We start from the raw sequence: 13,766 nt of genomic DNA, 5'->3' as shown, positions 1-13,766 counted from the left end.
AATAAAATAGTGGGTGCTATTTCTACAAAAATAATTTAGATATCTACACAACATTGAATGTTATATACAAAAAGACGCGTTTTATCAACAAATGGGGGTAAACGCCAGTTCTATATGCGTACCAGAAATGTGGTTATCAACAATAACTCGGAGGTTATCTACAATAGTGGGTAAAGTTTCTACAAAAACAAGTGAAATATCTACACGAACTTGTGGGTTATCTACAAGAAGACTCGCTTTATTAACAAATGGGGGTAAGCATCCGATCCGAAAATGGGGTTATCAACAATAACTTGGAGGTTAGTTACATAAGAAGGTGCTGTTTCTACATTAAGAAGTGAATTATCTACACAAGGATGGGGTTTATCTACAAAAAAACTCACTTTATCAACAAATGGGGGTAAGCGCAAGTTCAGTACGCGCACCAGATATGAGGTTATCAACAAAAATTCCTCGGCAGTTTCCTAATAAAGGAATGTTCTACACAATAAAATAACCTTCTACATAACCCTCCCTACCTTCTACAAAATGCCGAATTTAGCAGCCACAAAGAAACCCTGCCGGATCTTCCGGCAGGGCAGTGTACAACTAATAATATGTTATTAACGCTTTAACAGCAGCTGATAAAAGTCCACATCCTGCCATTGTTCAAATTTATAGCCTACCTCTTTAAACCGGCCGATAAATTCGAAGTTGAACTTTTCGTGCAGTTTCACACTGCCCTCGTTACCGGTCGTAATACCTGCGATGATGGTGTGGAAATCAAGCTGGTGCGCCCGATTAATGATTTCCTGTATCAGCGCTTTGCCCAATCCTTTTCCCTGATGCTTTTCGGAGATGTAAACCGACAACTCGGTTGTTTTTGCGTACGCTTCTTTCTCCCTAAATGGAGATAAACTACAGTATCCGGCTACTTCCCCTTCTGATTCAGCAACAATCAGTGGGTAGGTGGTGCCATATTTGCTAAACCAAGCCTGGCGTTGCTCCAGAGTCTGTTCTTCTAAATCAAAAGTGGCATTCAGATTACGAATGGCATAATTGTAAATGGCCAGCATGGCTGGCAGATCGTCGATTACTGCATCGCGGATATGTATCATATTAATTCTCCTTTTAAAAGGGTCCTAAATCTTTAATAAAATAATAATACACCTTCTTAAAGTATATGGGGAGACTAATTACAGACTTGCTTTTTTCTTATGGATTAAATCACTACAAGACTCTAATATCACATGAAATACTACTTGAACTGAGAAAAGTCGATTTCAGAAGAACTAATTTCAAAAAGAAAAATTCCTAAAAAGGAGCAGGCCTCAAAGGGTACTGCTCCGTTTCAGTTTTTAAAACTCTCCATCAAAAGGTGTAAAGGTAATGTGAAGTCTATTTTCGACGACTCTGAGTCTTTGGTTTACTCTATTAAGCCTGCGATTCATTCGTTCAATCTGTTGTGCCTGTTGTTCTACCTCATTGTTTAACCTGGTGAGCTCTCTTGTTTGCCGCTCATTTTGCCTTTCAAGCGCATTCAATCTTCTTTCAAGTCCTTGAAACTGTGGCGGTTGTCTGTCTGGTTCAAATTGGTTCTGAGTAGGAAAATTGGGATTGAAGTGAAGCTGTTGATTCTGCATAGAATCAACTTGATGTGCTTGATATGGGTCTAATCCGTATCCTATAAAATGGCCGCTTTGTTGAGGAATATAACCTTGATAATATTCATAAGGATTCATTGGGCTGCTCTCCTTTATCTAAATCTAAATACCCTATAAATTATGTAGTCATGAGCGGAGAGAAAACGGCATATACCCATGGAAAGTCCGTAAATTTTTGTATGGGAAAATTTTTGAAAAAAGTAACATTTTACACTTTATATGCTAAACTGGATATAAGGAAATTATTACCTCTTAGGGGGAGGAGTGGGAAATTGACTAAACGCGTTGTCAAAAAACATGAGCTGCAAATCCTGAAACGTGAAATTCGTTTTTTGGAGGATTCCGGTGTATTGCCTGCTGAAAAAGCGGCGGAGATTCAAGGCATATATGAAGAAGGGGAAAAGCTTTCGTTTACAAGGACTCTGTTATATGTGGGCTCCATATTGGTTGGAGCGGGAATACTCAGCTTGATCGCTAGTAACTGGGATGAAATAGGGAAATTGCCTAAATTTCTGTTTATTATTGGGATGTTCATTGCCAGCAATTTTGCAGCGTTCAGAATGGAAAGGAATTATCCAAAGACTTCAAGGAGCTTTTACTATCTTGGAGTGTTAGTCTACGGGGCAGGGATTTTCCTCGTCGGGCAGATGTTCCATTTTGGAGGAGCCTTTGAAGAAGCCTTTCTTTGGTGGTCGATTGGAATCTTGCCATTAGCCTGGGTACTGCGCGATAAATGGATTCTGTTGGCGTCTTCGCTGTTTGCGCTGATTTATATGACGAATGACCATTACTTAATGGGCCAGAAGCGTTCCTTATTGGGTTTTACTGCTGATTGCCTCGATTTATTATTTGAATGAAAAAATCGGCTTTTCCAAAGTAACGGGCTTTGTCTCTGGTGTGCTGCCATTGATTTTTATAGGAAATCTTTATAATTATTTTAACAATGGAAACGCAGATTTCATGTATATACTCGGCCTCATCTATCTTGCAATTGGTATGTTCCTGGTGTTTATGACAGGAAAAATTAGAGACGTTTATGTGTTTCTCGGTTACCTTGTCCAAGGCGGAGCAGCACTGATGCTGTCTTTCCAGAATGCCTGGCCAGTGGATTGGGTGTATATCCCTTTTTCAATCGCTTACCTGATATATCTCTTTTACCTTGTCAAAAAGGGCAGCCTGCTCAGCATTATCATTCTTTGTGTCATGATTTTCCGCTTTTATTTGGATATCTCCTTTGATTTCCTGCCGAAATCGTTTGTTTTTATCATCGGCGGACTTCTTTTGCTTGGCTTCGGCTTTTATTTTGAAAAACAAAGGAAAAAGGGAGGGGCAGCTCATGAGTAAAAAAGCGAAGCAGCTGTTATTGGCTTGTGCGGTGCCGGTGCTCATTCTGCTGGGCATGTGCGCCACTCCTCTATATACTCTTATGAATGGAAATGAAATATTGCTTCCTACGAAACCGATTGATCCCTCTGATCCGTTTAGAGGAGACTATGTCACGCTTCGGTATGAAGCAGAAGAAGTGCCCAAGGAAATGGTAGAAAGAAAAATAGTGGATCACTTACAAAACGGATCTAATGTGGAAAAGGTGTATGTTCTTCTTGAGAAAAAGGATAAGGTCTATACCCCTGTAAAGGTCACGCTTGAAAAGCCGAAAAGCGGTATCTATTTAAAAGGAACGCTGGATTATTTATCACAAAATGCCGACCAGAAGGAAGTTGCCTACATCAGTTACAGCCTTGATAAATACTTTGTCGAGGACAACACAGGAACAAAGCTTGAAGAAGCTGCTGCTAAAGGCGAAGTGCTCGCGAAAGTGAAAGTATACAATGGCTATGCGTTTTTGACGGATGTTATTGAAAAGAAATGACTTATAAAATAATAAGAAGGGGTGCCTCAAAAAGTTTGAGGCACCCCCTTTTGCAGGCTGAATCCTATGGCAACATGAACGCAGCACCCTACGTCCAGTTTTTCCTAGGATCGATATAAGTGATATTACTTGTTCAATATTTTCACAATAAGGTAAGATGTAACTAGAATATTGAAAAATTAGTTAGATGAACGGATAATCTACTACTACCAACCAATTAATTCAATTAGCTGAACTTCGGGGAAGAAAAATGAATAATGATTTGATATTGTTAGGTGAAATGATTTTAGAAAAGAAATATGAGATTGCCCAGGCTTTACATGAAGATAGACTTTCTGGAGTTCAAATGACAGAACAGGAAAAACGCGATTTTAAAAAATTAGAAGCACATATTATCGATATTCGTGCGAATTTCATTGGATTATTTGGTGAAGCATTGATTGAACATACGGATCAACAAAAAACCTTTGATAAAATATTACAATGGGGCAAGGAAACGGGAGAGTACTTCTTTAATCTGGGAGCACCATTAGACGAGGCTTTAAAGGATACAAGTTATTACCGAATTTATATTTGGGAAGCGATTGAGAAGGAAGCAACATTAAAGAAAATGTCGGCTTCTACTATATTTAAAGTTATTTCTATCATTGACCCTGTCCTGGACCGTGCGGTTTACTCTTTCAGCCTTTCTTATGTTGAGTTTCACCAAAAAACGCTTGAAAATGCGAAAAGTGCCTTTCTTGAATTGTCAGTTCCTGTCGTTCCGTTAACAAAAGGGGTAGGCGTTTTGCCTTTGATTGGGAATGTTGACACAGAAAGAGCACGATTACTAATGGAAGAGACACTTAAGCGTTCGGCTGAACTGAAATTATCTCACCTTATTTTAGATATATCCGGTGTGATGCTTGTTGATACGATGGTAGCAGACCAGCTATTTAAGGTTATCGACGCTTTAGCTTTAACGGGTGTGAAGACGATCATCACAGGAATTCGCCCAGAAGTTGCCCAGACAATGGTTAGTCTCGGTTTAAAATTAGATGGTCTAATGGTAAAAGCAAATCTTCAGCAGGCATTCGATGAAATTCAATTAGTAAAAAGAACATAACCAGCAATAAAGGGATGAATCAATCATCCCTTTATTTTTTTTCTCTTGGAACTAGTTGCACGTTTGAACTCAGTCCTCCTAACTATTTGCGAGCTTATTCCGGTCAGGTAAAGTTGGTGGCTGCTCAAACCATCCCTTTTTGATCATTAGTTCAATTCCGTCTTTCGTGTATGCGGCGACATCCTTTGATATGTTTGCATATTTCACTTGTAAATCTGTCCGCAGGCTTGCTGCGGAAGAAACGGCATAGATACCGAACCCATACGCGCTAAGCATATTGATAAAACTTAGCATTAGCTTATCTGAAAAGGGTGAAACCGTTGAATCGGTAACCTCCACATCCCATGTGGTCGGTGCCTGGACGTCAGAGTCAATTAAAATCCTGGAACAGGTATCGATGATATCTTTTGAAACTTGCTTTCCTATTAATAAATGCTTCGTCACTTCTTGGTCATTTGCTACCTGGCTGAAGGCAGTACAAAGCATCATACCAATAATATTTACATTGATGTTCATAAATAGATGAGATATTTCAATGGTGTTCAAAGGCCTTTTTTCTCCAAGAATTGGGATACCGCCCAAATAGTTATTGCCACTGACAAACTCAGTCTCATTAGGTAATGGTACATATGGAGGACGAATATATAGTCCTCTTTCTAACAGAATATCTTCCGCTCTTTCATAAACACTATAATTATGGTCTAAATGTTTTTTGAATAAGTTTTTTAGGTCCTTGCGTGAGGTTAATGCCAACACCGTTGCGTCCTTATTCATTCCTCCCTTAGATAAGGTCTGCAAATAGTAAAGGATTAATCCATCAGCTAGTAACTTTGGTACATGTTCATTTACATCTTGATCAGTAAAACCGATTGGCAGCGCGATTCCTTCCTTTTGAAAAATGGATGAAATCGTCTGAACAAATTCCTCTGTAAAAGTTAAATCTTCGTTTACCAATGCCCGTAATTCTTCATCCTCTATACTTTGAACAAAATATTTATAGATACAAATTTGCATCGTGCTTTCTATAAATGAAATCCACAACGTCCCAATTTCCGATGAAGTCAATTTAGTTGAATGTTCCATAGTGCTGCCTCCTCTTCCTTTTCTTTTAATATTATTTAATTTGGAAGGAAGAAATATGTAAAAAGTAATGAATAAACCCGCCTGGAGAATCAGCTCCGCGCGGAATTTTTTTTGTATCAAAATATCCATTTATTAGCTTACCAGAATTTATTTCCATAAATTCTGCACGCATAAGAAAAACTAAGGCACTAGCCTAAGGACTTGGCTAATGCCAAGTTTTTCTAATAAAAATTTACAAAAAAGCTTTTATTTTGGAATAAGATGGAATATAATCGTAACTGTATTATGAATAATAGTACACTTAGTACAGAACGGGGGTCATTATGTTTGAGCTTGATTTGAGAAGCCGAAAGCCCATATATGAACAGCTCGTCGACAAGCTGAAGGAACTGATCATAAATGAAGTGATGATGCCTGATGAACAGCTGCCATCGGTCAGGACGCTAGCGCAGCAGCTGACAATTAATCCGAATACGATACAAAAAGCATACCGTGAACTCGAGGTACAGGGGTTCATTTATTCAATAAAAGGAAAAGGGAGCTTTGTAAATCCGAACAACCTGATTAAGGATATAGAAAAAATCGAAGCAGTCAAAAAGGAACTTGAAAAACTTATATTGGAGGCTCTCTACCTCGGCGTAACGGCTGGAGAATTGATGGGCTTAATCCAGGTTTTGGACGCTTCAAAAGGGGGAGGCGACAGGAATGATTGAGATGAAGAATGTAAGCAAAAGCTTTGATCGGTACCATGCGGTAGAAAACGTAAATCTTTCCATTCAAAAGGGATCGATTTATGGATTGATCGGGTCAAATGGAGCAGGAAAAACAACCCTGATCAAGCTTCTAGCGGGGATTTACCAGCAGGATAATGGAAATGTAACGATTAATGGCAAGCACGTATATGAAAATGTCAGCCTTAAGCAACAAGTCTTTTACATACCGGATCAGCCGTATTTCTTGTTTCATTATACGACAAGGCAAATGGCGCAATTTTATAAAAGTGTCTATCCAGGCTGGAATGAGGAAAGATTCCTAAAGCTTGTTGAACTATTTGAACTGGATGCAAATAAAAAGATTCATACTTTTTCAAAGGGATGGCAAAGGCAGGCAGCGTTCATTCTGGCTCTGTCGGCAAAGCCAGAAATTCTCATTCTTGATGAACCGATGGACGGACTTGATTCCGTCGTCCGGAAAAAAGTAAAGAATCTGTTAATCCAGGATGTCGCGGACCGGGAGATGACGATCCTCATTTCCTCCCACAACTTAAGGGAGATAGAAGATATTTGCGACCATATCGGCATCCTTCATAAAGGCACACTTTTAATTCAAAAAGAGCTTGATGATTTAAAATCTGATATCCATAAGGTGCAGGTTGCTTATAAAGAGGGGATTCCAGAGAGCTTGCTGGCAAATCTCAGCCTGCTTCATACAGAGAAACGAGGGAGCGTCTCCCTTTGCATTGTAAGGGGTCGGGAAGCGGAGATTGAAACGCAGTTTCTTAGAACACAACCACTCATTTTTGATATGCTGCCCCTCACGTTAGAGGAAATCTTTATTTACGAAATGGGGGATAACGGCTATGCCATTAAAGACATCATTGCTGAATAAAGAAATGAGCATCCAGATATTCAGAAGCACTGGCTGGATCTCCGTCATCTATTTCATCGGACTGTTATTTGCGGTGCCGCTGGCGATGCTGATGATGTATTCCGATGCTGATAATATTAATCAATATCGAGAGGTAAAGAGCCTTTTTTATTATCAGTTCCCAATTCAGGCAGTACTCCTGGTTGCTGTCCCCATTCTGATGGCAGTCTTCTTATTCAGATATTTGCATGTGAAACAGGCAGCAGATATGATGCACAGTCTTCCGGTTAAAAGAGAAACGATCTACCATCATTATGCACTTACTGGTTTGGTCTTCCTCATTTTGCCGGTTGTCTTTATAAGCCTGATTATATTGGTCATCCATACAGCGTTGGACCTGAACAGCTTTTTTACTTTAAAGGATATCGTTTACTGGGCAGGTGTCACTATCCTTATAAATCTGCTTTTATATACAGCTGGAGTTTTTATCGGAATGATGACAGGCATTTCGGTCGTCCAGGCTGTTCTGTCTTACATCTTTTTGCTATTTCCACTTGGAATTATTGTTTTGATTTTGTTAAATGTGAAGTTTTTATTCTATGGATTTCCGAGCGATTATTATTTGAATAATGAAATTGAAAAAATGTCGCCTATCAGCTATGCATTCGTCCTGGACGCTAAGCATTTTGAATGGAGTATGATGCTGATATACGCTATTTTCTCCCTTCTATTGTATGGTTTGGCTCTGTTTTTCTATAAAAAGAGAAATACGGAAGCAGCATCTGAGGCCATTGCTTTTATAAAAATGCGTTCGATTTTTAAATATGGAATGACATTTTGTATGATGCTGGCAGGCGGTATGTACTTCGGCCTTGTACCATACAGCAGCTTCGGATGGATTCTTTTTGGATATGGGATTGGTTCCATTTTTGGCTATTATATTGCCGAGATGCTTTTTCAAAAAACATGGAGAGTATTTACACAGTTTAAAGGACTCGCAATGTATTTTGCAGCCATTATCCTAATCGTGACTCTCACTCGTGTGCTAGGTGTATATGGAGACAAAGTACCAGCACAAAACGAGGTTAAAAGTGTCCTGCTTTCAGACAGTTCAAATGTATTTGTGAGTGATATGTATGAAAAGTATTTGATTCCTAAGCCATTGAAGGAAAAAAACAGCATAGAGGCTGTCCGCAAGCTCCACCTCCGGATTATTAAAGAACAGAAGGTAAACCAGGCCCGTCAAAATGAAGAATATCGTGTAGCATTTTTGAAGTACCAATTGAAAGACGGCGGCCAGGTAATCCGAGAATACAGGATAAAAAGAGGGCTTTATGAAGATTTATATAAACCAATCTATGAATCTACTGAATATAAGCGCAGTACCAATCCGATTTTTAAAGTAGAGGAAAAGAAGGTAAAGGCCTTCACGATCATGGCGAACGGCCAGGTATTCAAACGAGTAACGATTTCAAAGAAGGAGGATATTAAAAAGGCCGTTGGTTTGCTTAGAGAAGATATCCTTGCTGAGTCCTATGAGGACAGTACTTATTATCAGAATAGAGTATCCAGCATCGAAATGAATATGGGCGGAGATCAAATAATCAATACTGAAATGAAGCCTTCCTATCTGAAAACGACAAAGTGGCTAAAGGAGAAAGGATGGTTGGATCAGTCGAAGATTACTTCTGATGATATTGATTACGTCCTGGTGGCAAAAAATCAATTCGGTGATATAGAAGATTCGATGCGCATTTCCAAGGAAGTAGAAAAGCTGCCTGATACTTTAAAAGTAACAGACTCGGACAAGGTGGAATATTGTCTTGATCATACAAGCGTAAGGTCGGGGAGTTATGTAGCGGTGTTTAACTACAAAGGAAGCAACTATCCCGAGGTTTTATATTTTGATGACGAGCACGCTCCAAATTTTATAAAAAAACACTTTAAATAGGGTTCTTTTAGCAAGGATTGTTGTATTGGGACAAATTCTAATATTAGATTTTGTTCTGAAATCCTCTGATTCGCACTTGATTGCCCTTGTTTTGAAACCCTGTCCGAATAAGGTGGAAGAAACGGTCTTCATAAGCGAGGTCATGGGCAAAATCTCATCAAAAAAGATACCCAAAGGAGCAATGAAGACCGAAATCCCCGCCTCGGGAGCAGAAAATGGTCTTCATAAGGGGAATGAAGACCGAAACGCCAGTCTAAGGTGGAAGAAACGGTCTTCATAAGCGAGGTCATGGGCAAAATCTCATCAAAAAAGATACCCAAAGGAGCAATGAAGACCGAAATCCCCGCCTCGGGAGCAGAAAATGGTCTTCATAAGGGGAATGAAGACCGAAACGCCAGTCTAAGGTGGAAGAAACGGTCTTCATAAGCGAGGTCATGAGCAAAATCCCATCAAAAAAGATACCCAAAGGAGCAATGAAGACCGAAATCCCTGCCTCGAGAGCAGAAAATGGTTTTCATAAGGGGAATGAAGACCGAAACGCATGTCTAAAGTGGAAGAAATGGTCATCATAAGTGAGAGAAAGGCCAAAACCCCTCTGATTCGGACTCGAGTACTATTGAATACACCAATATTAGTCTTGAGTGGTATCTAAGTGAGCAAAATTATCACAGATACAAAGTTTACGATAAGAGCCTTAAATAAAAAAAAATTTTAAACAAAAAGGGGGTGGAGGCATGGCCGACATTGATTTCAATCAATTAGTTTCCATGAACTCCAGGAGGTTATTCTGTATTGCCTATTCAATCACCAGAGACCGATTCCTGGCAGAGGATGTTGTACAGGAATCGCTTATTAAAGCTTATAAAAAAATCGATACGGTGGAGGATTCGGATAAAATCAGCTCCTGGCTGTCTGCAATTACAACCAGGACTGCGATTGACTTTGTGCGTGCAGAAAAGAGAAAAAACTGCTTGCCAGCAGATCAGTCATTCATGGAACAGGTGCATGGCCGGACTCCAGCCCGTTTCAATACAGAAGAAGAGGTAGATATTCTTCTTTTTAAGGAAGATTTGAACCGCACCATTAAGCAGTTGTCACCTGAATATCAGGAAGTGCTTATATTAAAGGCAGAGTATGGTTTAAAAGAAAATGAAATAGCCGGCCTTCTCCAATTGAAATCGGCGACGGTTAAGACCCGCCTATACAGGGCGAGGAAGCAATTGAAGCAGGCATTTGCAAGGGAATCAGCCTAAAGTGACAGGCACCTTCCTATTTACTGGAAGGTGCCTGTCACTCTTCTTTTTAAAAGCCGATGCTTTGTTCTAATGCTGCTTATTTGGAAGCTTGTAGCCTTGATGCCCCTTGCTTTGGCGCTTTTTGTTTTGCTCATCCTTCTTCTGCTTCTCGTGCAATTTCTCTACGTACTCATGTGTGTTATCCATGATTACCCCTCCTTGATTAAAATACCTCGATGTTACTTTAACCAATTCGGTCTAAAAGCATGTAGTCACTTTTGAAAAAACATGAAAGCTTTCTGCAGGCATACTAGTTAGGAGCAAAGGGGCTCGCAGAATGATACGGTATTCCGTCCCTTACGCTATTTGCTGCGGTTTGAACTGGAGAAAAAACGGTCTCTCACTCGTTTAAGCCTTGCATGATAATTCAGGATTTCCAAACGCGCTTTTTCAGCTTCCGGTGCAATCGGTCTAAGGTTAGCAATATCCCAATAGTCTACAATAACATCCAATACTTGATCAAAATACTCGAGCGGCCCATAATTTGCTTCTTTCGCAATAATGGCCATCCGATCTTCGAAATCAGGCATAACAGCACCTGGCATTCTGAAATTCTTGATAACATAGCCGAGATAGTAACAGTAATTCGGCTCCAATTCCAGGTGAAGCTTGATGACATCCCTGTAAAAAGCATAATGAAGCGTTTCATCCTTGGCCAGTCTTCTAAGGAGGGTCGCCAATTCCTTATCGTGCGCACTGCTACTTTAGCAACGTTATTATAAAACACCATTGTTGCTAATTCTTGAAGGGAAGTATAAACCATTGTTTCAAACGGAGTATGAAAATCCGGCTCAAATCCGCCTTCTACTGTCTGCTTGTGTAATTGGCGAATACGTTTTGGGTCTGCATTTCTTGTGATAAGAAGGTAGGTTTCCAGCAGATTGGAGTGCTGGTCCTCCTCTGCAGTCCATGTATGGACAAAATCCTTAATGACAGTGAGTGATCCTTTAAAGGTTTGGTCTAAATAAGACGTGAACCACGGAAGATTTACTTCAGTGAGAAGTGCAGTCTCAATCGCAGTCACTACCCCCGGCGGAAGAGTTACCTGCTCGGGACTCCAGGGTACCCTGCGGAAATCCTGTGCCTTGTCCCATGGCAAAAAGTCGTGGTAACCCCAATCTATTTTGGCAGCCCTTTTTTTGTGTTCTTCATAAAGGTCCTTCAATTGTGGTTCGAGCCTAAAGTCTAAATGGTTCGTCAGCAATTTTTCTTCCCCCTCGTTAACACTATTCATATTATTCTATAAAATTATTCATTGGAAAGCAAAAGATGTGGCACTAAAGAAAGTTTGGTTCAAGGGAGGTTACTGGGTGAAAAGGACAGAATGGCAAATAGAAAAGTCAATCAAACGTTTGATTAGTTGCCCGCCAGTCCTGTTGTTTTGCGGTTTTTGTTATTGAACAAATGTTCATATTCCTTTGAGCACTTGATCGAAGGTTCGATTGAAAATCTAAGGCTCATGCCCGAATTAAAGGGGTGATTACTATTCGTTAAGCAGAAATTTATTATTCATTAGATAACTTTTTTAGTGAAAATGAAAATAATGCCAAAAAGGAATTTTTCTTTGAATATGGAAATAAACAATTACTAATAACTAGAATTGAGGTGAAGGGATTGAGATTAGATCCTATTGAGGCAGCAAAACAGGTGGTATCCAAACATTTTCCGAATTGCCAAGGTGCAATTTTAGCAGGGAGTGTCATCCGGGGAGAGGCAACGGAAACGTCCGATCTTGATATCGTCGTATTCGATGATCAGCTTAATTTCTCTTACAGGGAGTCGTTCATTGACTTTGGCTGGAATATCGAAGCCTTTGCCCATAACTTTACCTCTTATCAGTCCTTTTTTATAGGTGATGCTGAAAGAGCGCGGCCTAGCATGCCAAGAATGGTTTCAGAGGGACTAATTTTAAAGGATGACGGAACCGGAAGGATCGACGCAATTAAAAAAGAAGCTCGGTTGATTATGGAAAAAGGTCCTGAAAAATGGCCGGAAGAAACCATCACTGTCAAACGGTACTTTCTTACCGATGCACTTGATGATTTTAAAGGCTGTACCAACAGAGGGGAAGAGATATTTATTGCCAATACTCTGGCTGAATTGGCGAATGAATTCTATTCGAGAACAAATGGCCAATGGTTAGGGGTTTCGAAATGGGTCATACGTTCTTTAAATCACTTCGATCCACAATTTACAGCATGCTTTGTTGAAGCCTTTGACACTTTTTACAAAACAGGTGAAAAATCGAAAATAATTCAATTAGTCGAAACAGTCTTAGAGCCATATGGCGGGCCGTTATTTACGGGCTTTTCTTTAGGAAAGAGTGAAGCAACTGCATAAGCAACGATCCAATTTGAAATTACATTTTCATCTTTGAGCCGTTTATTACACTTTTTTATTTGGAAAATAAGGTTTCTATGTATTCAATAGTTATAAAAAGTATCCCAAAATTTAGGGATACTTTTTTTAATCCTTCTGATGAAGTTGGTAGTTATGTTAAAGAGCTTAAATGCTCATGAATTAATTTCCACTCATTATTTATTATTATAAAAACGTTGGTGGCATTGCCAAAACCCTTTATTAAATCCCCGTTGTAGTAACCCTCCCAATGGTATGTATAGAGGCAGGTTGCGCTTTTTTCGTCCATAGAGATCCAATTTACATTTGATATGCTGTAAACTTCATCCTTAATCAGATTCCAGGAATTAATGAAGTATTCTTCAATTTCTTTGAGCCCTATGCATTCCTTTTTTGTAAACCAATATACCGCCTCCGGAGCAACAAACTTACTTACATTCTCAAAAACATGAGTATTTGTGGCTTGTATATAACCTTCCAGTGCTTTTTGGACAGACATTTCAAATTCCTCCATTTACGTGATATTACCTTACCATTTCTCATCAATATGTTCGGAATAAAAGGATAAAGCGCGTTCGTATGTTTTAATCCATGGGTCGGATGAGCAGCATGCAAGTTGGATAAGCAGTGATACAGCCTCGGAGTGTTTTCATAGATTATGGAGTGTCATAGCGTAGAAGATTTTAATGCCATTGTTGCAGGGAAATTCATTTAGCCCCTTTTTTAACAACTCAAGAGCTTTTTTGTATTCACCAATACAGCGATATGTACTTCCTAATTGAATATAAGTCCGTTCTCTATTCTCACCGGAAATACCCAACGATAGCATGTTCGTAATAAGGTGCTGCTTCCCTTTCTAATTCCAGTGTGTCAT

General features: G+C 39.5%; 15 protein-coding genes and 1 pseudogene. 9 read left to right on the top strand and 7 right to left on the bottom strand.

The window, feature by feature from the left end:
* Positions 1 to 602: 602 nt before the first annotated feature.
* Complete coding sequence (locus RCG23_RS09620) at positions 603 to 1,097, bottom strand: GNAT family N-acetyltransferase (protein ID WP_308179524.1); 495 nt, start codon at positions 1,095 to 1,097, stop codon at positions 603 to 605.
* A gap of 240 nt (positions 1,098 to 1,337) precedes the next feature.
* Positions 1,338 to 1,721: a hypothetical protein gene (locus tag RCG23_RS09615; RefSeq protein ID WP_308179523.1), complete on the bottom strand. Its 384-nt coding sequence runs from the start codon at positions 1,719 to 1,721 to the stop codon at positions 1,338 to 1,340.
* Positions 1,722 to 1,915: 194 nt separating this feature from the next.
* Between RCG23_RS09615 and RCG23_RS09610 the strand changes: the two genes are divergently transcribed.
* The 4 genes from RCG23_RS09610 (at position 1,916) to RCG23_RS09595 (ending at position 4,618) form a co-directional block, all read left to right on the top strand.
* Complete coding sequence (locus tag RCG23_RS09610) at positions 1,916 to 2,500, top strand: DUF2157 domain-containing protein (protein ID WP_308179521.1); 585 nt, start codon at positions 1,916 to 1,918, stop codon at positions 2,498 to 2,500.
* 49 nt (positions 2,501 to 2,549) lie between these two features.
* The gene (locus RCG23_RS09605) at positions 2,550 to 2,987 is read left to right on the top strand and encodes a hypothetical protein (protein ID WP_308179520.1); all 438 of its coding nucleotides are present in this window, start codon (positions 2,550 to 2,552) and stop codon (positions 2,985 to 2,987) included.
* On the top strand, positions 2,980 to 3,513 hold the full coding sequence (locus RCG23_RS09600) for a GDYXXLXY domain-containing protein (RefSeq protein WP_308179519.1): 534 nt from the start codon (positions 2,980 to 2,982) through the stop codon (positions 3,511 to 3,513). Before RCG23_RS09605 ends, RCG23_RS09600 begins: the two co-directional genes overlap by 8 nt.
* Before the next feature lie 250 nt (positions 3,514 to 3,763).
* The gene (locus RCG23_RS09595) at positions 3,764 to 4,618 is read left to right on the top strand and encodes an STAS domain-containing protein (RefSeq protein ID WP_308179518.1); all 855 of its coding nucleotides are present in this window, start codon (positions 3,764 to 3,766) and stop codon (positions 4,616 to 4,618) included.
* Between the two features lie 78 nt (positions 4,619 to 4,696).
* Here the strand turns inward: RCG23_RS09595 and RCG23_RS09590 are convergent, their stop codons facing one another.
* Positions 4,697 to 5,701, bottom strand: a complete 1,005-nt coding sequence (locus tag RCG23_RS09590) for a DUF3231 family protein (protein WP_308179517.1) — start codon at positions 5,699 to 5,701, stop codon at positions 4,697 to 4,699.
* A 323-nt stretch (positions 5,702 to 6,024) separates the two neighbouring features.
* Here RCG23_RS09590 and RCG23_RS09585 point away from each other — a divergent pair, with 323 nt between their 5' ends.
* The 4 genes from RCG23_RS09585 (at position 6,025) to RCG23_RS09570 (ending at position 10,492) form a co-directional block, all read left to right on the top strand.
* Positions 6,025 to 6,414, top strand: coding sequence for a GntR family transcriptional regulator (locus tag RCG23_RS09585; RefSeq protein ID WP_308179516.1), 390 nt, complete (start codon positions 6,025 to 6,027; stop codon positions 6,412 to 6,414).
* Positions 6,407 to 7,309 carry an ABC transporter ATP-binding protein gene (locus RCG23_RS09580; protein WP_308179515.1) on the top strand — a complete coding sequence of 301 codons (903 nt, stop codon included), beginning with the start codon at positions 6,407 to 6,409 and terminating at the stop codon, positions 7,307 to 7,309. Before RCG23_RS09585 ends, RCG23_RS09580 begins: the two co-directional genes overlap by 8 nt.
* Complete coding sequence (locus RCG23_RS09575; RefSeq protein ID WP_308179514.1) at positions 7,281 to 9,239, top strand: DUF6449 domain-containing protein; 1,959 nt, start codon at positions 7,281 to 7,283, stop codon at positions 9,237 to 9,239. Before RCG23_RS09580 ends, RCG23_RS09575 begins: the two co-directional genes overlap by 29 nt.
* Positions 9,240 to 9,973: 734 nt before the next feature.
* Complete coding sequence (locus RCG23_RS09570) at positions 9,974 to 10,492, top strand: RNA polymerase sigma factor (RefSeq protein ID WP_308179513.1); 519 nt, start codon at positions 9,974 to 9,976, stop codon at positions 10,490 to 10,492.
* 69 nt (positions 10,493 to 10,561) lie between these two features.
* On the opposite strand, the gene RCG23_RS09565 is transcribed toward RCG23_RS09570, so the two are convergent.
* Both RCG23_RS09565 and RCG23_RS09560 read right to left on the bottom strand, forming a co-directional pair.
* A complete protein-coding gene (locus RCG23_RS09565; protein WP_308179512.1) occupies positions 10,562 to 10,681 on the bottom strand; it encodes a DUF4023 domain-containing protein in 120 nt (39 codons plus the stop codon).
* A 155-nt stretch (positions 10,682 to 10,836) separates the two neighbouring features.
* A pseudogene (locus RCG23_RS09560) lies at positions 10,837 to 11,738 on the bottom strand (acyl-ACP desaturase).
* Between the two features lie 401 nt (positions 11,739 to 12,139).
* On the opposite strand from RCG23_RS09560, the gene RCG23_RS09555 reads away from it, so the two are divergent.
* A complete protein-coding gene (locus tag RCG23_RS09555) occupies positions 12,140 to 12,874 on the top strand; it encodes a nucleotidyltransferase domain-containing protein (protein ID WP_308179511.1) in 735 nt (244 codons plus the stop codon).
* Between the two features lie 151 nt (positions 12,875 to 13,025).
* On the opposite strand, the gene RCG23_RS09550 is transcribed toward RCG23_RS09555, so the two are convergent.
* The gene (locus tag RCG23_RS09550) at positions 13,026 to 13,391 is read right to left on the bottom strand and encodes a YybH family protein (protein WP_308179510.1); all 366 of its coding nucleotides are present in this window, start codon (positions 13,389 to 13,391) and stop codon (positions 13,026 to 13,028) included.
* A gap of 150 nt (positions 13,392 to 13,541) precedes the next feature.
* Positions 13,542 to 13,721: a tetratricopeptide repeat protein gene (locus RCG23_RS25945; protein ID WP_374049822.1), complete on the bottom strand. Its 180-nt coding sequence runs from the start codon at positions 13,719 to 13,721 to the stop codon at positions 13,542 to 13,544.
* Positions 13,722 to 13,766: the final 45 nt, after the last annotated feature.

It is taken from the genome of Neobacillus sp. PS3-34 (assembly GCF_030915465.1).
In the GTDB taxonomy this organism is placed as follows: domain Bacteria; phylum Bacillota; class Bacilli; order Bacillales; family Cytobacillaceae; genus Neobacillus_A.
Note: the sequence above shows the minus strand (reverse complement) of the source record. Positions and strands in the feature narration are given on the sequence as shown.